Raw genomic sequence first — 20,567 nt, forward strand, 5'->3', positions numbered from 1 at the left:
CTTCATGATTAAAAATTACTTAGCCCGTATTACGTAAACCAGCGGCAATTCCGGCAATACTTACCATTAAGGCATGATCTACCGGGGTGTGTTCAGCATTTTGCTCTGCCAGATACAGACGACGGCGTTTCATTAGTTCGGCCTGTAACAAGTGCAGCGGTAGTAAATAGGGCTTACGCACACGCATTGATTGATCCAGCACATCGTTACTGGTCAGCAGTTTTGATTCACCTTTTAAAGTCAGTAGCGTTTGTACTGCATCTTTCAGACGTTGACGCAGTTCCTCACCCAATACTTTCAGGTCGGGATCATGAGTCAAGTGTGACTCATAATACAATGCCACATCACCATCTGCTTTGGACAGGACCATTTCCAGCATATCAATCAGGGTCTGGAAATATGGCCACTGCGCTAGCATTTCATCGAGTGTGGCACGTTGACCCTGATCCAGTACCTCATTTAATGCAGCACCCGTACCGAGCCAGGCAGGTAGCATCAAACGGATCTGGGTCCAGGCAAACACCCATGGAATTGCACGTAAAGATTCAATCCCGCCACTGACTTTACGTTTCGCTGGACGTGAACCTAAGGGCAGCATTTGCAGTTCCAGCTCAGGAGTAACGGTACGCAGGTATTTTACAAAGTGGGGATTTTCACGGACTGTCTGGCGATAGACCTGTACCGATAAATCGGTCATCTGATGCATCAGGTCACGCCATTCTGTTTTCGGCACAGGGGGCGGCAATAGCGTTGCTTCCAGTGTTGCCGCGGTATAGATCTCCAGGTTTTGTAGCGCAATGCCTTCCAGACCGAACTTGAAGCGGATCATCTCACCCTGTTCGGTAACACGAATCGCACCTGAGATCGAGCCGGGCGGTTGTGAGAACAGGGCCTGTTGTGTTGGAGCACCACCCCGGCTGATTGAACCACCACGGCCGTGGAACAGCGTCAGCTGGATACCATGCTGTTTGGCAACAGCCGTCAGTTCCTCTTGGGCACGGTATTGCGCCCAGTTGGCAGACATAAAACCGGCATCCTTGGCTGAATCTGAATAGCCAATCATGACTTCATGCTTGCCCTGAATATGCTGTTTATACCAGTGCATATTGAACAGGGTCGACATGGTGCTGGCTGCGCCGTCGAGATCTTTCAAAGTTTCAAAGAGAGGCACTACACGTAAAGCCTGTTTGATACCTGCTTCTTTTTGCAGCAATAAAACCGCCAGTACATCACTTGGATATTCCGCCATCGAAATGATATAGGCACCGAGTGATTCACTTGGCTGTTCTGCCAGCGTACGCATGGTCGCGAAGACTTCCTGCACATCCGGATGCTCAATCAGGCTACCGGCCGGTTCATTGAGGTATTTTGGTAATAACGGACGCTTGCTTTGTAGTTCCTGTAATAAAAAATTTTGACGTGCCTGTTCAGTCCAGGTTTCAAAATTACCTAAGCCAAGATACTCCGTAATCGCAGAGATCGCTTGACGGTGACGGCCAGATTCCTGACGGATATCCAGTTTCAGCAATTCAATGCCGAAACTGTTCACACGGTAAATAAAGTCCAGCAGTTTGCCATTGGCAATTTCCGGCAGATTGCACGCTAGCAGCGAGCGATAGCACAGCAATAAAGGCTGTAATAACTCATCTTTGGTTTTAATTACCTGGCTGTCATCGGCATCATTGCCATGCAGTTTTTCTGCCAGCCAGTGCCGTGTTGCTTTCAGGCGTTCACGGGTGTCACGGAGATATTCACGATAAGGTTCCGGATGTGAGCTGCCCAGCGCCTGTTGCAGTTCTTCACTGCATTGCTGGATCGACAGTTCCCAGCGCAGATCTTCAATATCACGTAAATACAGATCAGCGGCTTTCCAGCGTGACAGCCATAGTACTTCCTGAGTAATGTGATGGGTCACATTCGGGTTACCGTCACGGTCACCTCCCATCCAGGAGGCAAAACGCACTGGCGCAACACTGAGCGGTAATGACTGACCGCACTGTTCCTGTACCATGCCATCCAGTTCACGGATGAATTTTGGTACTGCATTCCATAAGGTCTGTTCAATGGTAGTAAAGCCCCATTTGGCTTCATCAACTGGTGTCGGACGATGCTGACGGATTTCATCAGTCTGCCAGGCAGACGTGATTAGCTGTTTCAGTTCGGCCAAAACGGCTTGGCGTTCACGAGGGGTAAGTTTCTGCTGGTCGCATTTGGACAGACAGTCATTGATACCATCATATTTTTGAATCAGGGTACGGCGGCTGACTTCAGTCGGATGCGCAGTCAGTACCAGTTCAATTTTCAGTTCGCAGATCTGCTGATATAGGCTTTCAGCGGAAATTTCCTGCTGTTTAAATTTTTCAAATAGGGGAACCAGGGGATTTGGCGATTCGGCAGTTTCATCAAATTCGCTCTGACGGCGACGACGCACCACATGATATTGCTCGGCAATATTGGCAAAGTTCAGGAAGTGGGTAAAGGCACGGGTAAGCGGAAGAATTTCATCATCTTCCAGACTGAGAAATAGCTGTTCGAGTTGTTTTTCTGCTTCTAGCTGGCCGTCGCGAGCACCTTTGGAAAGCGCCCGAATCTGTTCCACCTGATTAAACAAATCCTGCCCCGCATGTAGCTTTAAGGTTTCACCGAGCAGATTGCCCAGTAAACGTACGTCTTCGCGTAGTGGTGCATCAATTTGTTGAGCCATTTTTATATTCCCTCTGTTGCATTTCCTGACTATACCGCGCCTGGAAAGCATTCCAAGCCCGTTACAGACAAAAGTCGGACACGACCTGCCTATAAAATAGCAAGGTGAATGCCAATTTGTATGAATCTAATTACAAATTGGCATTTTAGGCGGCATAGCGCAATAAGAAAATATGAATAGCGTCCTGAATAATTATTTGCTGTTGTTCTAAGGCAGGTACGGGAAACACACCCAGCAGAACTTTCTGATGCCGGTTACCAAATAGCAGTGAGAGCATCAGTTCAGTTTGACGCAATGGATCATCTTGCTGAATAAAATGATAGCTCTGGGCCAGATGAAAGAACTCTTGCCAGAGCTGGCTTAATCGCAGATGCGAGGCATTAAAGAATTGTTGGGTTAAAGGACTTTGCTCGGAAGCCAGTTCCATCAGCAGTAAATCCAGTTTAATCGCTTCCGGCAGATTGACCATATTCATCGACAATATACAGGCTTCATGCAACGCATCACGAAAATTGCTCTCGGCGTGCAGCAGTGTCGTTGGACTGGCTGGAATCAGATGCTCACAGGTATCTTCAATTGCGCAGGTAAACAGTGTGGCTTTGTCCTGAAAATGGTTATACACCGTTAGCTTGGACACGCCCGCAGCCTGCGCAATCTGGTTCATGCTGGAACCATGATAGCCATGCTGCAAAAACAGGTGTTTGGCCGCATCCAGAATCCGCCGGCGCTTTTCCAGATCTTTAGGACGTCCTACGGGAATTTGCACATTTTTTTCCAAAAAAATAAAAATGGTCATTGTTTTATGGAGGTAATTCTAATTAGTGTACCGCATGGTATATTAATTAAAAAGTAACCAGTTCACTATAGCGCAGTCTATCGACCAGAAAAATCATTATTTGATAAGAGCAGACAACATGAGCACGATTCAGTACGTCCTGACCGGCATGATTATAGCTTGCAGTGTGACCTTAGGGGGATGCAGCAAAAACAATGCGACAACAGAACAGGAAGTTCCCTTTGTCATGGTGACTCAGCCGAATACCTCCTATTTAGAACAGAAAAGCTATGCCGGGGATGTACAGGCACGTCAGCAAACGCCACTGGCGTTCCGGGTCGCTGGTCAGATCACCCAGCGTTATGTCGATGTCGGGGATCAGGTTCGGGTAGGGCAAGTACTGGCAAGCTTAGATGTCAAGGATGCGGAACTGCAGTTAAACGCAGCGCGTGCCCAACTGGAAAGTGCCCAGTCTGCAGCCAAAATTGCGGAAGATGAACTGAGCCGTTTTAAACAGTTACTGCCGGCCAATGCGGTCAGCCGCTCGCAATATGATGCAGTCGAGAATCAGTACAAGGCCGCTCTATCCAATCTGAAGCAGGCCCAGTCCAATTATGATGTCAGCCGTAATCAGACGGGGTATAACCGCTTAATTGCCAATAAAAATGGCGTGATTACTGCACGTCATATTGAAGTCGGTCAGGTCGTGGCAGCAGGGCAGGCAGCCTTTGAAATTGCGCTCTCCGGAGATCGTGAAGTGGTGATTGGGGTACCGGAACAGGCGGTGAGCGAAATTAAAGTGGGTCAGCCCGCTTGGGTTACCCTCTGGTCGAAAAAAGATGAAAAATTCAGTGCTTATGTGCGTGAGATTTCTCCGGCTGCAGATCAGTCCCGGACTTTTACGGTTCGGGTGGCATTACGTGAAGGTCAGAAGTCAATTCAGCTCGGACAAAGTGCCCGTGTATTCTTTATCAAAACTCAGGACAATGCTCTGAGCGTACCCTTATCCAGTGTCTCTGCGACGGATGGTCAGGCCTATGTGATGGTCGTTAAGCCGGACTCTACTGTACGTAAGATCCCGGTACAGATTGGTGCTTATGGCCGTGATTCTGTGCCTGTGCTGAGTGGCCTCAAAGCAGATGATTATGTAGTGATTGGAGGCATTCACCTGCTCCGGGATCAACAAAAAATCCGGCCGATTGACCGTCAGAACCGTAGTGTGACCATTCGGGCTGGAGGTTAAACATGAATTTTAACCTTTCCGAATGGGCCCTGAAAAATAAGGGTCTGGTGCTGTATTTCATGATTCTGCTCGGTCTGGTCGGCATCATGTCCTATTCCAAACTGTCACAGAGTGAAGATCCGCCTTTTACCTTTAAGGTGATGGTGGTACAGACCTACTGGCCGGGGGCCAGTGCACAGGAAGTTTCCTTGCAGGTCACGGACCGGATTGAAAAGGAACTGATGACCACGGGACAATATGACCGCATCATGGCTTATTCCCGTCCAGGTGAATCGCTAGTGACCTTTGTGGCCAAGGACTCGCTGCGCTCCAAAGAAGTTCCTGATGTCTGGTATAACGTCCGTAAGAAAATTAATGATATTCGGCATGAACTGCCACAAGGCGTGCAAGGCCCGTTCTTTAACGATGAATTCGGCGATACCTTCGGCAATATCTATGTGCTGAAAGGCAAAGATTTCGACTATGCCACACTAAAAGAATATGCCGACCGTCTGCAACTACAATTGCAGCGTGTCAAAGATGTTGCCAAAGTTGAGCTGATTGGCCTGCAAGATCAGAAAATCTGGATTGAGATTTCTAATACCAAAGCTGCACAGCTGGGTATTCCAGTCACTGCCATTCAGCAATCGCTACAACAGCAAAATGCCATGAGCAATGCCGGTTTCTTTGAAACCGACACAGACCGGATTCAGGTTCGTGTCAGCGGTGCATTGCAGACTGTAGAAGAGCTACAGCAGATGCCACTCTATGTGAATGGTAAAACCATCCAGCTCGGCGATGTCGCAGAGGTCTATCGTGGCTTTACCGATCCCGCCCAGCCACGCATGCGTTTTATGGGTGAAAACGGCATTGGTATTGCGGTATCGATGCGTAAGGGTGGGGACATCATTGCCTTAGGTAAAAATCTGGAACAGGAATTTGCCCGCTTGCAGAAATCCCTGCCCCTAGGGATGGACCTGCAAAAAGTATCGGATCAGCCGGTGGCAGTAAAGCGCAGTATTAACGAGTTTATGAAGGTGCTGGCGGAAGCGGTGATTATCGTGCTTCTGGTCAGCTTCTTCTCACTCGGTTTCCGTCCGGGTCTGGTGGTGGCTTTTTCGATTCCTTTGGTACTGGCGATGACTTTTGCCGGTATGCAGCTATTTGATGTCGGCCTGCACAAGATTTCCCTCGGTGCCCTGATTCTGGCGTTAGGTCTGTTGGTCGATGACGCCATTATCGCGATTGAAATGATGGCGATCAAAATGGAACAAGGCTATAGCCGGCTGGAGGCCGCGGGGCATGCTTGGCGCACCACGGCTTTCCCAATGCTCACTGGAACATTAATCACTGCCGCTGGATTCCTGCCGATTGCCACTGCAGCATCGAGTACCGGGGAATATACTCGCTCTATCTTTCAGGTAGTAACCCTTGCCTTATTGGTTTCCTGGATTGCTGCGGTACTGTTTGTGCCGTATCTGGGTGATAAACTTCTGCCAGATTTTAATAAAGATTTAATCCAGAAAGCGCCATGGTATCAGCGACTCTGGGCACGCCTGCGCAAGCAGCCTGAACCACAGCCGATTGTACATCATGCCGGTGAGCATCATGACCCGTATCAAACCCAGTTTTATCAAGGTTTTCGCCGTTGGGTAAATACCTGTGTCACCTATCGCAAAACTGTGATTGCATTGACTGTGGGGATTTTTGTCCTGTCGATCATCATGTTTAAATTCGTACCGCAACAGTTCTTTCCGCCCTCGAATCGGGCGGAGATTCTGGTTGATCTGAAACTGGAAGAGGGGGCTTCACTGAAAGCCACCGAAGCTGCGGTGAAAAAAGTCGAAGCTTTCCTGTCTAAACAGGAGGGCATTGATAATTATGTGGTATATGTTGGCACCGGCTCACCGCGTTTCTATTTGCCTTTAGATCAGCAATTGCCTCAAACCAGCTTCGCCCAGTTTGTGGTATTGGCCTCTTCCCTGGAAGATCGTAATGAAATCCGTGAATCTTTAAGCAAGCAGATTCGTCTGCTGTTACCTGAAGTACGTACCCGTGTATCTTTGCTGGAAAATGGTCCACCGGTCGGTTATCCACTCCAGTTCCGGGTATCGGGTGAAGACTTGGCGCTGGTACGCAGCTGGGCACAAAAAGTCGCTGCCAAGGTAGCCGAAAACCAGAACACCACCAATGTGCATCTGGACTGGGGCGAGCCAAGTAAAGTGATCAAATTAGACATTGATCAGGACCGTGCCCGCCAGATGGGGGTGAGCAGTAGTGATCTGGCCAATTTCCTGAACAGCTCCATTGCAGGCGCGGGACTGGATCAGTTCCGGGAAAAACGTGAGCTGATTGAAATCCGTCTGCGTGGTGAGCAGGCTGAACGTGTCGATGTGGCATCTTTAAGCAGTCTGGCGGTACCCACTGCACGTGGTAACTTTGTGCCCTTGGCGCAGATTGCCAATATTGAATACAGCTTTGAAGAGGGACTAATCTGGCATCGTAACCGTTTGCCGACAATTACCGTACGTGCGGATATCCGTAGCAATTTACAACCAGCCACCGTGGTCAATCAGCTTGCTCCTGTCTTGGAGAGCATTAAAGCTCAATTACCAAGTGGCTACTTGATTGAGGTAGGTGGAACCGTAGAGGAATCAGCACGTGGTCAGACATCTGTGAATGCCGGTATGCCATTGTTCCTGGCAGTGGTTCTGACCCTGTTGATGATCCAGCTGAGAAGTATGTCACGGACCTTTATTGTGTTCCTGACCGCACCACTGGGCATCATTGGCGTGGTACTCTTTCTGTTATTGTTTAATAAACCGTTTGGTTTCGTCGCCATGCTGGGTACGATTGCACTCTCAGGCATGATCATGCGTAATTCCCTGATTCTGATTGATCAGATTGAACAGGATATTCAGGCAGGGGAATCACAATGGGATGCCATCATCAATGCCACGGTACGCCGTTGCCGTCCAATTGTATTGACTGCCCTGGCTGCTGTACTGGCCATGATTCCACTTTCACGTAGCATTTTCTTCGGTCCAATGGCGGTTGCTATCATGGGCGGACTGATTGTGGCGACACTGTTAACCCTGTTTTTCTTGCCAGCCTTGTATGCGCAATGGTTTAAGGTAAAGAAAACTTCGCAATCGGTCTAAAACTGTCTTAAAATCAGGTGCGAAATATTAAATTTTTTAATATAGTAGTGCCTGATAATTTTACAATTTTAAAAAATGCGAAGTTGCCGTTTTTCCAGTGTTGCAGAAACGGACAACGAGGTTGAAAGAGACATGAATCAAAAAAGTTTAACTCAAATGCGGCGCTCTGTAGCCATTGCATATGTGTTCATGTTTTTAGCCTCTTTTACCGTGATTTTTGGAATTTTTTCTTATTGGTTAGCACGCAAAGTCGCTCAGGTCGACTATGCAGAAGTCTGGCTACAGGCACAAGCGCTGTGGATCATGCGTAATGTGGTGATCTATACCATGCTGGCTGTTTTTGCAGCCCTCTGGTTTATTCCACTCTTTTTCCATGCCTGGGACAGCATGTTATGGGTGAAAGCCTGCACGGTCGCTGGCGTCGTATTCAGCTTTATTGCGTTTATTTTCATGATTAATGCCTGGTTCAAAGGCGTGTCCAAATTCTATCAAAGTAAAGCTGTTTTCTAAGCTTTCGATTTTTTTTCATATTCCCCCTTGTAAAAACTGGTTTGACCCCCAATTTCAGACCACAGTTAAGTATTAAATAAAATTCCGTGAGGAGCATCGCCAGACATGGCTAAACGTGATTATTATGAGGTTTTGGGTGTTGCTAAAACCGCTAGTGATGATGAGATTAAAAAAGCCTACCGTAAGTTGGCGATGAAATATCATCCAGACCGCAACCCTGACAATCCAGAAGCTGAAGAAAAGTTTAAGGAAGCTTCAGAAGCTTATGAAGTACTGTCTGACAGCGAAAAGCGCAGCATGTACGATCGCATGGGCCATCAGGCCTTTGAAGGTGGTATGGGCGGCGGTGGCGGCTTCGGCGGTGGTTTTAGCGCAGAAGATATTTTCAGCCAGTTCGGTGACATCTTTGGTGGGGCATTTGGTGGCGGTCGTCAGCAACAACGTGCGCGTCGTGGTTCTGACTTACGTTATGTCATGGAACTGAGCCTAGAAGAAGCAGTCAAAGGCGTCAAGAAAACTATTACTTTCACTGCACCTGCACCATGTGATGCCTGTGATGGTAAAGGTTCCAAAAATCCGAATGATGTGGAAACTTGTCCGACCTGTCATGGTGCAGGCCAGGTACGTATGCAGCAGGGCTTCTTCTCTGTACAGCAAACCTGTAGCACCTGTCGTGGTCAAGGCAAGATTATCAAGAATCCATGTAATAAATGTCATGGTTCGGGCGTATCTGATCGTCAGCAAACCCTGGAAGTTACCATTCCAGCCGGTGTGGACAATGGCGACCGCGTACGTTTAACCGGTAAAGGTGAAGCGATCCGTGATGGTCAATCAGGCGATCTATACGTAGAAGTGGTGGTGCGTGAGCACGAGATCTTCCAGCGTGATGGTGCTGACCTATATATGGATGTGCCTGTTTCAATTGCTGATGCTGCATTGGGTAAAGAGATTGAAATCCCAACCCTGGATGGCCGTGTCAGCCTGAAAATCCCGGAAGGTACGCAAACCGGTAAATTATTCCGTTTACGTGGTAAGGGTGTAAAACCTGTTCGTACCAGCATGACTGGTGACCTGTTATGCCGGATTGTGGTTGAAACACCAGTAAATCTGACGGCACGTCAGCGTGAATTGCTGAAAGAGCTGCAAGCATCAATGGATGGGGAAGGTAGCCAATCTTCACCGAAGAAAAAATCATTCTTCGATCGTCTGTTTGACTAATTGAATGAGAATAGAAAAGGACGCTCAGGCGTCCTTTTTTTAGATCTCAGCTTTACAGTTCACCGCTTTTTAAAAAGAAAAAATTGGTATCTTCCTCAGGTTTCTGTATAAGTTCACTATTCAGTAAAGCTTCTGTCTTACTTTATATTCCTGTGGCTTGAACTTATTCTGTTATTTCAACAAAGCTAACATAAATGATACTGATCTCATCTTTTGCAATTTGTTGAAGTAGCTAAACTGATTATAAGAATAAAGAAGTTGATGACGCATAATTTTCTAAAATTTAAGGTAACCGAGATGATAAAAGTAAATATTGGTATTTCAACCGAAGACAGAGCGGAAATTGTAGAAGGTCTATCCAGACTACTTGCCGATAGTTACACCTTATATTTAATGACCCATAACTTTCACTGGAATGTCACCGGCCCGCAATTTAATACTCTACATAACATGTTCATGCAGCAATATACCGAACAGTGGAATGCTTTAGACATTATTGCAGAACGGATCCGTTCTTTGGGCTTTCCTACACCAGGAACCTATCAGCAGTTTGCAAAGCTGACTTCTATTGAGGAAATTGAAGGTGTTCCTAAAGCGGAAGAAATGATTCGCTTACTGGTCAATGCCCATGAGACGGTTGCTCGTACCGCAAGAAGCATGTTTGACATTGTAGACAAGGCAAATGACCAACCAACTGCAGATATCCTGACTCAACGACTGAATGTGCACGAGAAAACAGCCTGGATGTTAAGAAGCCTGTTAGAAGAGTAAATATTTCGGATATACAAAGCTAAATTTTTATTTTTCTATTTTCAAAGTATTGCGCTCATACAACTGGCCCATGGTGATCCTATGGGCTTTTTGTATGTTTAATCCTGAGCCCATAATGTATACAGGAAAAATAGCTTGCCCAATATTTTATAGAAAACCGACTCTTTAGAATTTAATTAAACATTTCTGCATATCAAAAACGCTCATGACCTTCTTTGATTCTTTTCATTGATTTTTATGCGATCAATCTTAGTGTTAGGAGCGAGTTTTGCTATAGTAAGAACAATTTCGAATCAATATCAGGACTATATTATGTCAGCGACACCACGCATTGGAATTTTAGGGGCAGGCGGCCGTATGGGACGCATCCTTATTCAGGCAGTGAAAGAAGCCGGCTATCAATTGGGCGCAGCAGTTGAACGCCCAGAAAGTACCTTAATTGGTACAGATGCAGGTGAAATGGCAGGTATTGGTGCAGTTGGCGTAAAAGTTGTGGGTAGTCTTGAAGAAGTGGTGAAAGACTGTGATGTGGTCATTGACTTCACTGCACCTGCAGCCACTGTACATCACCTTAAAGTGTGCCGTGAAAATGGCGTGGCCATCGTGATTGGTACCACGGGTCTCAACGACGAACAAAAAGCTTACCTCGATGAGTCTGCAACTGAAACACCTGTGGTCTACGCTGCCAACTATTCAGTGGGTGTAAACGTGTCAATTAAACTACTAGAGCTAGCATCTAAAGTATTTGGTGATACCGTTGATATTGAAGTGATTGAAGCGCACCATCGTCATAAAGTGGATGCACCATCAGGTACAGCACTGATGTGGGGTGAGGCAATTGCAGGTGCACTCGGCCGTGATCTGAAAAAAGATGCAGTCTATCATCGTGAAGGCCATACAGGTCCACGTGAGCGCCAAAGTATCGGCTTCCAAACGATTCGTGGTGGTGATATTGTGGGTGAACATACAGCGATGTTTATTGCCGATGGCGAACGCGTTGAAATTACCCATAAAGCCACTAACCGCATGAACTTCGCTTCAGGTGCAGTACGTGCCGCGGCTTGGGTAGTTGGTCGCGAAGCGCGCAAATATGACATGAAAGATGTACTTGGTTTTAACGATATTCAAGTTTAAATTTTCGTCAAAATCATTTATAAGTATAAGAATAACTAAAACTAAAATAAGACGACAATGGAATGAAAAAAGTCATACTCATGATCTGTGCTGTGGCATTTGCCGCCGCAGCACAGCCTAAATCTGTACCAAATGCCAAACTCAGTATTAATAAAAATAATATCAAGGTCTGGACCTATCAAGACAAGAACAATCCGGTTTTTCTGTATAAAGCTGAAACGACCTATGATGTACCGATCGAACAGGCGGTGCACCTGATTATTGATGTCGATAATGCAGTAAAATGGGTGCCTTATATGGGCAATGTGAAGGTACTCTCCCGGGATGACAAAAAGGGCGATTTCACCTTGTATATGGTGCTGGATTTCCCATTTCCGCTGAAAGACCGGGACTTAGTGGTACAAGGGAAAATGATCCGTGAAGCCAATGGCCAGATCACGATTAAGAACAAAGCCATTCAAAAGGGCTATCCACTGAATCCGGATTATGTACGCTTGACCCATTATGAAGGTGACTGGACTTTTAACCGCTTAGGCGAGAAAAAGGTTAAGGTCTCTACCTATGGTTATGCCAATCCTGAAGGCTCTATCCCGCTGACTTTTGTAAATATGTTTGTACAGCAGCAGCCTTATCAGATGTTGCAAAAAATGAAGCTGGAACTGAATAAATCCTCGACAGTTCCGGTATTGCCAGAAGCATTGCGTTAGCTAGATCGTGAATCTTTAAGAGTGTAGAGCACAAGATTAAAGCTCTCAATGGAGAGACCATCCGTCAACTGGCTTTACAGTGGATCGGCATTACCTGTCTATCAAGTTTTCTGGTTGGAGACGATTTTACAACCAGGTAGTTTACAGGCTCTGTTTGAAGACCAGATTGAGCTGCATTATCAAAAAATTATGCGATCTATTACCGGCAGGAACATTTGCCTAAACGCGTACATCTGTTTATTGAATTTCTGGCCCAGAAACTGGCCAAATATTTATAAATATATATAAATCTACCCTATTCCTAGGAGAGGGTAGATTTATAGTGAATCAGGAATAAAATTAAAAATCTGCTTTCAGTACAATCCGGTAGCGGGCCTTGCCAGAATGCAGGCGTTCAATCGCTGTATTGATATCTGACATTGGAAATAATTCAATTTGTGGCGCAATATTTTTACGCGCAGCAAATTTCAGTAACTGACGTAAAGCTGCTGGAGAACCTGTCGGTGAACCAGTCACGGATTTGGCACCGCCAATTAATGAGCCAGCCGAAATCTGCATCGGCTCTAAAGGTAAGCCCAGCATATGCACGGTACCATTCGGTGCCAGTGTCGCCAGATAAGCCTGCCAGTCCAATGTAACATTCACGGTACTGAGCAGCAGATCGAATTTACCACGCAGTTTTTTAATTGCTGCCGGATCACGGCTGTTCACCACATGATCCGCGCCCATGGCTTTGAGCTCATCGGTTTTATCCAGGTTGGAGGTAAAAGCAGTAATCTCGCAGCCCCAGGCCTTAAGCAATTTAATGGCGATATGCCCTAAACCACCAATGCCAATAACCCCGACATGATGAAGGGCCTGAATCTGATGTTTCAGAATCGGATCAAATACGGTAATACCACCACAGAGCAGAGGACCGGCACTGGTCGGATCCAGATCTTCCGGTAGAGGAATTGCCCATTGCCAGCCAGCACGGACTTTATCGGCGAAACCACCGGCATGACCAACAATCGTCGCCACCTGCCCCCCAGTACACATGACCTGTTGACCTGAAATACATGGGTCACAATGCTGACAACTTTCTGCTGTCCAGCCAATGCCGACACGCTGACCGACTTTTAAACCTTTGGCTTCCGACCCCAGTTGTGTGATTGTGCCAATAATTTCATGGCCGGCTACAACAGGATAGACTGAAGATCCCCAGTCATTATTGAGCACTGAAATATCGGAATGGCACAGACCACAATATTCAACTTTGACTTCGACCTGATGTGGCTGAAGTTCACCTGCATCAAATTGATAAGGCTCTAGTGCGGCACCTGCAGACATCGCGGCATAGGCTTGAATGGTATTATTAGACATGGGCTCAGCTCTTATTTAAATGAGAGGATCTTGTTTTAAAGTGACAGTGATTTTCATGGTCATCGACCATGCCCACTGCCTGCATAAAGGCATAACAAATCGTTGGACCAACAAATCTGAAACCGGCTTTTTTCAAGACTTTGGACATGCGCTGACTTTCAGCAGTTTGCGCCGGAGCCTGACGATAATTTGCCACATCATTATTTAAACGCGGCTGCCGGGCAAAAGACCACAACCATTCCACCACATCATGATCTTGAGATTTCAGCTGTTGCCAGGCCCGGGCATTATCCCGAATTGCGGTCAGTTTACCGATATGCCGGATCAGACTAGCATCTTGCAGTTTTGCTGTGAGTTGCTCATCTGTAAAAGCAGCAATGGTTGTAATAGAATATTGAAAGAAATGTTCACGGTATGCTTCACGCTTTTTCAGGACCGTGATCCAGGCCAATCCTGCTTGCTGTCCTTCCAGACACAGCATTTCAAATAGACGCGGTTCATCCAGAACAACCTGACCCCATTCCTGGTCGTGATATTGAATATAAAGAGAATTATCGGAGCACCAGCCACAGCGTTGAATGGTCATGTGATGCTCCTTATGTTTAGAGTTTAAATGTGGTCCATTGATCTTGCTGGTTATCCCAGTAAGACAACTCTGCCTGCTCCAGATCACTAAACTGGATCCAGGCATCTTTGCCGCTCTTATCGGCATAACCGGTACTGATCAGAAGTGCATCTTCGGTGATTTCCATAATCCAGCCCTGATAAGTCTGGTCATTGAACACGATTTTTTGTTGATTGCCTGACTCAGCAAATTCTACCAGACGGTTGATCAACGCTTCTGACATGTACATTTCCTAAAATTAACGTAAATATGGATAGGGATTTACTGCACCACGGCCTTTACCCTGCAGATAAAGCCCATAATGCAGGTGAGGCGCAGTATGCCGTGCATTACCGCTATTGCCAACATAGCCAATCACCTGACCTTTTTTGACATAGTCCCCGACACTCAAGCCGCGCTTATGCCCGTCGAGATGCGCATAATAATGCCAGGTTCCACCCGGGCCGAGTATCCAGATCACTTTACCACCCAAATTGTTATTGCGTAAGTCCGCAATCAGGCCCTCCGTCGCACTCAGGACTTTGGTTCCACGTGGAGCCATAATATCAATACCTTCATGCAGGCGGCCACTGCTGCGGGAAGCGCCCCAGGTATCTTTGAGCTGGCGTGTCTTGATGTTATCTACCGGGATCGGCAGCCGGGAGGGCATTGATGTATTCTTTAGTTGCTGCACCAGAATCGGATTCAGTACTGCAGAACCCGATTGTTTTGGAGTAGAGCTACATGCTGCCAATAGCAGCATTAAAACAGAAATAATGGCAAAACGAATATTATGCTGCAAAGCGTCCTTCCTTGTTCGCCTGTATCAAATTCAAAATTATTAAGTTAAAAATCTCGTATTTCTAAATATGTCACAGTTGAGTTGCAGAGATCAATTTTTTCATTGCTGTGGGTATGCCGGCCTGAACTGCCGCGGTTGGCTCCAGCCAGATGCCATTCAGTTCAATGGCTAAATGTTCTTGCAGATCAGCATCAATGGCAAATACCAGACCTTGCAGCTGCCAGGTAAAATGGGTAAAACTATGCGAAATTTCGACTTTTTGTATGAACTGTTTTAAGCCTAGACTCTGTTTTAATACATCCAGTTCATGTACTTCTTCAATAATCGGCAAGCACCACAGACCACCCCAAAGTCCAGTATTGGGACGTTGCTGCCACAGCCATTGATCACCACATTGTAAGATCAGTACCTGGGCAGATTTCACCGGTACTGGTTTTTTAGCTTTCTTAAAAGGCAGCTCGTTTTCTAAGCCTTGCTGATGTGCCTGGCAATGCTGTTGCATCGGGCAATACAGACACAGCGGTTTCCTGGGTGTACAAACTGTGGCTCCCAGATCCATAATTGCCTGGGTATAGTCATGATTACGCTCGTTAGGACACAGCTCTTCAGCCAGTTGCCACATGGCACGTTCATGAATGGGCTTAGACAGATCATCTTCAATGGCAAAGAAACGTGACAAAACCCGTTTGACATTGCCATCCATAATCACGCCGTATTTACGTAACCCTAAAGACATCAATGCACCAGCCGTCGAGCGGCCAATACCTGGCAGGGCAATCCATTCTTCCAGGGTGTCAGGAAAATGCCCTTGGGTAGCTACAATTCCAGCTGCTTTGTGCAGATTACGTGCCCGGGCATAATAGCCGAGTCCAGCCCAGTAGGGGGCAACCTCATCCCAAGTCGCGGTTCCCAAGTCCTGAACCGTAGGAAAGCGTGCAATAAAACGGTCAAAGTACTGTAATACCGTTTTGACCTGAGTCTGCTGCAGCATAATTTCAGAGACCCAGACTTTGTAGGGATCATCTGCTACCTGCCACGGCAAGTCATGCCGGCCATGAACATCAAACCATTCTAAAAGCGCATCTGAAAATACAAACATGAATACTGGACAAGGCAGGGAAACAGGAAGGCATTATAGCGGATCCAGCTAAAGGAATCGGTGAAAAGTGTATCAAGGTAGATAGACAGATCAGGCAATAAAAAAAGTGAATGATCCGAAGTTCATTCACTCTGGTAAAACTTGATCTAAAAACTGATTTTAGTCTTCAATTCCCCAACGGGCATCTAGTTTCAGCACTTTGCCTTCATAACGTGGAATAAGGTGAATATGCAGATGTTCAGACTTTGCCTTAAATACCTCACCATCGTTAAAGCCTACATGAAAGCCAGATGGCTGATAACGTAAATTCAGTTCATTACGTGCCTGTTCCAGCAAAGACATCAAGCTTTTACGTTCCTTATCGGTAATTTCAAAAAAAGAAGCCACATGACGCAGTGGCACGATCACACTGTGTCCTTGGGACAATGAATTCGGTTCAGGCAACACCACACCAAAGTCATTTTTGGCAATGACATCATATTCGTCATAGTTGCAGTATGGACAGTTGTTCTCAGCCATTTCATTCTCCTTATTTCTTTTTGAATAATCATTTTTTGCACTAATCCGCTCCCCCTCAGAGTGGAATAGCACAAATATTCTTTACGCCAGGTGACGTGCCAGCAGGGCATACATTGCCTCAAGGCCCTGTTTTTCTGCTTCAGCATTGTAACCAAGGTCTACACCATTGGCTTTGGCCCGTTCATCGGCAAGCGGGTTGCTAAAGCCATGTTTAGCCTCTTTGAAAATGATCACGTCGTGTTTCACATTGGCGGCCTGCATTTCCTTGCGGAAACTTTCAACATCATCCAGTGAAACCATGCTGTCCTGTTCACCGTGCAAGACAAGAATTTCAGCCTGAACCTGACCTTCTTGAGCAGGTGCTTTGGGTGACAGATTGGCATGGAAAGTTGCCACTGCCTGTAATGGGGCATTAGAACGCGCCAGATCGAGTGCGACTTTACCGCCATAACAGAAACCGATTGCGGCCAGTTTATCTGCATCAACTTCATCTTGTGCAGCGAGGGTATTCAGGGCAGCAGTAGCACGGTTCACAATCGTATCGGGATCTTCAAAAGTCTGCATCATCCATTCATAGGCTTGATTCGATGCCGTAGTGACTTTTTTATCGCCATACATATCAATCGCCAGGGCAGCATAGCCATGTTCAGCCAGTTCACGGGCACGCTGTTCGGTATAGTCATTACGCCCCCACCATTCAGGTGCCACAATCACGCCTGGAACAGGCGTATCAGATTCGGGCGCTGCAAAATAACCGATTAACTGGCTGCCATCCTGCGCCGTATATTGAATCTCACGTGTCTTTATTGCTGCCATGGAAGTTCCTCTATTGTTGTTCAATATTTTGATGAAAGCTTGACATCCTCACCCACTTAAAGGAGGGTGATTCCTACTGCTAGACGCTCATGCCCGAGCGCAAGAATGTTTAGAGCTGAGTTTTTATCTCTATCGTGAGCTGTACCGCAACTCACGCACTCCCATTCTCTTATTCCAAGACCCGTCCTACCTTTCGGACTACTTGAGGTGATCTCACCACAGCACGAACAGATTTGGGTGGTATAGGCTTCATTGACTTCCTCAAACAATACCCCTGCGTTCTCGCATTTATACTTGAGCAATGTTTTTAGTGCCGAAAACCCTGTATCTAAAACAGACTTTGCCATTTTAGTTTTGACTAGTTTCCTGGCACTTAAGTCACCCACAACAATTAGTGCATTGTTTTTTACAAGCATGGCGCTTGCTTTGTGCAAATGATCTTTACGACAATTTGCAATCTTAGCGTGTAAGGCACGAACACGCTTTTTATGCCTTGATCGTTGAGCAATCCCTAATTTCTGCTCATACTTCCGATAGAATTTAGGGTTTATGATCACTGTGCCATCAGAGCAGGTGGCAATATCTTTTAAACCTAAATCAATGCCTATGGCTTTGGTTGCTATTGGTTTTTCTTGTTTAGGTGATTCAACCACGAGGCACACATACCAGCGCCCACGACTATCTTCAACAAATGAGCCAGTTTTAACCTTGTATTTGCCTATACCATAACTGTCCCATAAGTTGAATTTAGTTTTCCTGTACTCAACCCAGCCATCGGCATACTTGAATCCTGATTTTTTAAATGGTATCCAACCCAAAGATCGTCTTGCTGATTTTTTGTTGCTTACACGCCATTTCAGCTTTGCTTTTTTAAATTGCTTTCTTCGGGTAATAAGTTCTTCTGTAATGGCTTGAACAGTTTGGCTATGCAGGTTGCATTCCTTAGAAGTACCTTTGGTGTATTCTGCAATATCGTATGCCGATAGAAATTCACCCTTACGCTTGAGATGTTTAAATCCTAAATCATTCACATAATTCCAAACAAAATTCACCTCAAATGCTAATTGGTCTAGTACCTTGCAATGTTTGTCTCTTATACGTAATTTAAGTGTTTTCATCATTAGAATATATTTAGTCTATGAGCAATAGTCAAGAAATTAGAACAGGTCGTCACTGTGTTTTTAATATGCACGTTCACTTGGTATTTGTGGCGAAATATCGTAGAGATGTTTTCACCAATGCCATGCTTGAAACGATGCGTGAAGTATTTGAACGTGTCTGCTTAGACTTTGAAGCTGAATTGATAGAATTTGACGGTGAGCATGATCATGTACATTTGCTCGTCAATTATCCACCTAAAGTCGCCATTTCTAGTTTAGTGAATAGCTTAAAAGGTGCGTCTAGTCGCATTCTACGCACTAAGCATCCTGAAATTAAGAGCAAATTATGGGGCAATGCCCTGTGGTCTCCAAGTTACTTCGCTGCGTCATGCGGAGGTGCGCCAATCGGAATTATTAAACACTATATTCAGCAACAGCAAACACCGCATTAATGGCTTACGCCAGTCGCTTATATCCTCGGGCTGAACCCCGAGGTTTTATGCTCCAGCGGATAAACATAGCAAAAGCCAAACAGATGTCACAGGATTACAGCAGATTAATTTGTTCTTTTTAGTCAAAAAAAGGAGATATGCCCGGATATCTCCTTTTTGATTATTTCATGACTTCAATCAGTTCAATATCGAAGATCAAAGTGCTATTCGGTTCAATCACATCACCTGAACCAATTTGCCCGTAAGCAAGCTCTGCGGGTATAAAGAAACGGTATTTGGCTCCAGGTTTCATTAGTTGCAGACCTTCGGTCCAGCCCATAATCACCTGACTGGTCTTGAATACGACCGGCTGATTACGTGCAATTGAGCTGTCAAACACAGTACCATCAATCAGACGACCTTCATAATGTACTTTGACATTGCTGTTCGCATTTGGCGATTTTCCTTTGCCATCTTGCAAGATCTGGTATTGAAGTCCTGATTTAGTCGTTTTAATCTCTGGTTTTTTAGCATTTTCAGCCAGGAATTCACGGCCAATTTTGGCATTTTCTTCAGCTGTTTTCTTGAGCTCAATTAACTCGCGAGCATCTGCCTGACGCTTGTATTGCATCAGTACCTTGGCCATTTCTTCTTCAGTCAAGCTGGCTTTTTGCCCTGCTGCTGCGGCTTTCAGTCCAGCACTAAATGCATCCAGATTGATGCCTTTTAATGAGTCGGCATTATTGCGACCCATGAGATAGCCAAAGCTGTAACCCACCTGTTCTGCTTCTGTACTTTTGGTGGTGATATCCTTGGCATATAAGCTACCGGAACATAACAGCAGGGCAGCAAGACTAATTTGTATTTTCATTCTAGTTTCTCAAAAACAAGGGAGAGCATATTGCTCTCCCTAAACGGTATTATTTTACTTCGATGAGTTCAACATCAAAAATCAAGGTGCTGTTTGGCGGGATGGTACCTGGCACCCCTTGCTGACCATAACCGAGCTGGGATGGGATATATAAGGTGGCTTTGCCACCTTCTTTCATCAGCTGTAGACCTTCAGTCCAGCCTGGAATGACCTGATTCAGTGGGAATTCGATCGGTTCACCACGTTCTACTGAACTGTCAAATACTGTACCGTCAACCAGCTTGCCAGTATAGTGAACTTTAACCATAGAATCTGCAGCAGGTGATTTTCCTGTACCTTCTTTGGTTACCAGGTATTGCAGGCCTGAAGCGGTGGTCTTGACACCAGGTTTTTTCCCATTTTCAGTCAGGAAAGAATCACTTGAAGCTTGGGCCTTTTTAGCATCATTAAGCTGCTTTTGCTGCATATCCTTCTGGAACTGCTCATAAGCTGCCTGTAGTTCTTCTTCATTATAGGCTGCCTCATTACGGGCATGGCCATCACGAACACCGGTAATGAAGCTGTTGATATCCAGCTCTGGTGGGGTTTGATGCGCGACTTCATAACCGAGCGCATAGCTGATCTTAGAAACTGCGGATGCATCTTTAGATGCCTTAGAAGTTTGATTTACCGGATGTTGAGTTGCATAGTAAACAGGAACGAGCGCAGCACCGCCTAGAAGAACAGCGACAGCAATCGGTAAGGCCTTACTCATGTATTAT

General features: G+C 45.9%; 20 protein-coding genes and 1 pseudogene. 9 read left to right on the top strand and 12 right to left on the bottom strand.

Annotated elements, in window-relative coordinates; genetic code table 11:
* Positions 1–19: 19 nt before the first annotated feature.
* Both ppc and B3D47_RS03870 read right to left on the bottom strand, forming a co-directional pair.
* Positions 20–2,704, bottom strand: a complete 2,685-nt coding sequence (ppc, locus tag B3D47_RS03865) for a phosphoenolpyruvate carboxylase (protein ID WP_048882615.1) — start codon at positions 2,702–2,704, stop codon at positions 20–22.
* Between the two features lie 145 nt (positions 2,705–2,849).
* Positions 2,850–3,470 (bottom strand): TetR/AcrR family transcriptional regulator, encoded by a 621-nt coding sequence (locus tag B3D47_RS03870; RefSeq protein WP_286860012.1) that lies wholly within the window; start codon positions 3,468–3,470, stop codon positions 2,850–2,852.
* A gap of 148 nt (positions 3,471–3,618) precedes the next feature.
* On the opposite strand from B3D47_RS03870, the gene B3D47_RS03875 reads away from it, so the two are divergent.
* The 8 genes and pseudogenes from B3D47_RS03875 to B3D47_RS03910 form a co-directional block, all read left to right on the top strand.
* Positions 3,619–4,722: an efflux RND transporter periplasmic adaptor subunit gene (locus tag B3D47_RS03875; RefSeq protein ID WP_286860013.1), complete on the top strand. Its 1,104-nt coding sequence runs from the start codon at positions 3,619–3,621 to the stop codon at positions 4,720–4,722.
* Positions 4,723–4,724: 2 nt separating this feature from the next.
* A complete protein-coding gene (locus B3D47_RS03880; protein ID WP_286860015.1) occupies positions 4,725–7,862 on the top strand; it encodes an efflux RND transporter permease subunit in 3,138 nt (1,045 codons plus the stop codon).
* Between the two features lie 132 nt (positions 7,863–7,994).
* Positions 7,995–8,372 carry a hypothetical protein gene (locus B3D47_RS03885; RefSeq protein WP_004814094.1) on the top strand — a complete coding sequence of 126 codons (378 nt, stop codon included), beginning with the start codon at positions 7,995–7,997 and terminating at the stop codon, positions 8,370–8,372.
* Between the two features lie 105 nt (positions 8,373–8,477).
* Positions 8,478–9,590, top strand: a complete 1,113-nt coding sequence (dnaJ, locus tag B3D47_RS03890; RefSeq protein WP_004895889.1) for a molecular chaperone DnaJ — start codon at positions 8,478–8,480, stop codon at positions 9,588–9,590.
* A gap of 297 nt (positions 9,591–9,887) precedes the next feature.
* Positions 9,888–10,361, top strand: coding sequence for a Dps family protein (locus B3D47_RS03895; protein WP_286860017.1), 474 nt, complete (start codon positions 9,888–9,890; stop codon positions 10,359–10,361).
* A 312-nt stretch (positions 10,362–10,673) separates the two neighbouring features.
* Positions 10,674–11,495 carry a 4-hydroxy-tetrahydrodipicolinate reductase gene (dapB, locus tag B3D47_RS03900; protein WP_004814102.1) on the top strand — a complete coding sequence of 274 codons (822 nt, stop codon included), beginning with the start codon at positions 10,674–10,676 and terminating at the stop codon, positions 11,493–11,495.
* A gap of 62 nt (positions 11,496–11,557) precedes the next feature.
* Positions 11,558–12,202 (top strand): hypothetical protein, encoded by a 645-nt coding sequence (locus tag B3D47_RS03905; protein WP_004895885.1) that lies wholly within the window; start codon positions 11,558–11,560, stop codon positions 12,200–12,202.
* A gap of 20 nt (positions 12,203–12,222) precedes the next feature.
* A pseudogene (locus B3D47_RS03910) lies at positions 12,223–12,480 on the top strand (LysR substrate-binding domain-containing protein); the annotation flags it as partial.
* Between the two features lie 61 nt (positions 12,481–12,541).
* On the opposite strand, the gene ahr reads toward B3D47_RS03910, so the two are convergent.
* The 8 genes from ahr to B3D47_RS03950 all read right to left on the bottom strand — a co-directional run bounded on the left by ahr (position 12,542) and on the right by B3D47_RS03950 (position 18,522).
* The gene (ahr, locus tag B3D47_RS03915) at positions 12,542–13,564 is read right to left on the bottom strand and encodes an NADPH-dependent aldehyde reductase Ahr (RefSeq protein WP_163164451.1); all 1,023 of its coding nucleotides are present in this window, start codon (positions 13,562–13,564) and stop codon (positions 12,542–12,544) included.
* Between the two features lie 4 nt (positions 13,565–13,568).
* On the bottom strand, positions 13,569–14,150 hold the full coding sequence (locus tag B3D47_RS03920; RefSeq protein WP_286860022.1) for a DNA-3-methyladenine glycosylase I: 582 nt from the start codon (positions 14,148–14,150) through the stop codon (positions 13,569–13,571).
* A 16-nt stretch (positions 14,151–14,166) separates the two neighbouring features.
* Positions 14,167–14,412, bottom strand: a complete 246-nt coding sequence (locus B3D47_RS03925; protein WP_103800839.1) for a hypothetical protein — start codon at positions 14,410–14,412, stop codon at positions 14,167–14,169.
* 15 nt (positions 14,413–14,427) lie between these two features.
* Entirely contained in the window at positions 14,428–14,931 is a 504-nt protein-coding gene (locus tag B3D47_RS03930) for a M23 family metallopeptidase (protein WP_376747614.1), read from the bottom strand.
* A gap of 109 nt (positions 14,932–15,040) precedes the next feature.
* Complete coding sequence (gene mutY / locus B3D47_RS03935; RefSeq protein WP_286860026.1) at positions 15,041–16,069, bottom strand: A/G-specific adenine glycosylase; 1,029 nt, start codon at positions 16,067–16,069, stop codon at positions 15,041–15,043.
* Positions 16,070–16,228: 159 nt separating this feature from the next.
* Complete coding sequence (locus tag B3D47_RS03940) at positions 16,229–16,633, bottom strand: HIT family protein (protein ID WP_286860082.1); 405 nt, start codon at positions 16,631–16,633, stop codon at positions 16,229–16,231.
* Positions 16,634–16,669: 36 nt separating this feature from the next.
* Positions 16,670–17,404 (bottom strand): dienelactone hydrolase family protein, encoded by a 735-nt coding sequence (locus B3D47_RS03945; RefSeq protein ID WP_286860028.1) that lies wholly within the window; start codon positions 17,402–17,404, stop codon positions 16,670–16,672.
* A gap of 56 nt (positions 17,405–17,460) precedes the next feature.
* Complete coding sequence (locus B3D47_RS03950; protein ID WP_286860084.1) at positions 17,461–18,522, bottom strand: RNA-guided endonuclease InsQ/TnpB family protein; 1,062 nt, start codon at positions 18,520–18,522, stop codon at positions 17,461–17,463.
* Between the two features lie 20 nt (positions 18,523–18,542).
* Between B3D47_RS03950 and tnpA the strand changes: the two genes are divergently transcribed.
* Positions 18,543–18,956 carry an IS200/IS605 family transposase gene (gene tnpA / locus B3D47_RS03955; RefSeq protein ID WP_286860030.1) on the top strand — a complete coding sequence of 138 codons (414 nt, stop codon included), beginning with the start codon at positions 18,543–18,545 and terminating at the stop codon, positions 18,954–18,956.
* Positions 18,957–19,116: 160 nt separating this feature from the next.
* Here the strand turns inward: tnpA and B3D47_RS03960 are convergent, their stop codons facing one another.
* Together B3D47_RS03960 and B3D47_RS03965 are read right to left on the bottom strand one after the other, a co-directional pair.
* The gene (locus tag B3D47_RS03960; protein ID WP_008307019.1) at positions 19,117–19,806 is read right to left on the bottom strand and encodes an FKBP-type peptidyl-prolyl cis-trans isomerase; all 690 of its coding nucleotides are present in this window, start codon (positions 19,804–19,806) and stop codon (positions 19,117–19,119) included.
* A 49-nt stretch (positions 19,807–19,855) separates the two neighbouring features.
* Entirely contained in the window at positions 19,856–20,560 is a 705-nt protein-coding gene (locus B3D47_RS03965) for an FKBP-type peptidyl-prolyl cis-trans isomerase (protein ID WP_286860034.1), read from the bottom strand.
* Positions 20,561–20,567 lie beyond the last annotated feature (7 nt).

This window comes from Acinetobacter sp. UBA3461 (assembly GCF_002381195.1).
Taxonomy (GTDB): domain Bacteria; phylum Pseudomonadota; class Gammaproteobacteria; order Pseudomonadales; family Moraxellaceae; genus Acinetobacter; species Acinetobacter schindleri.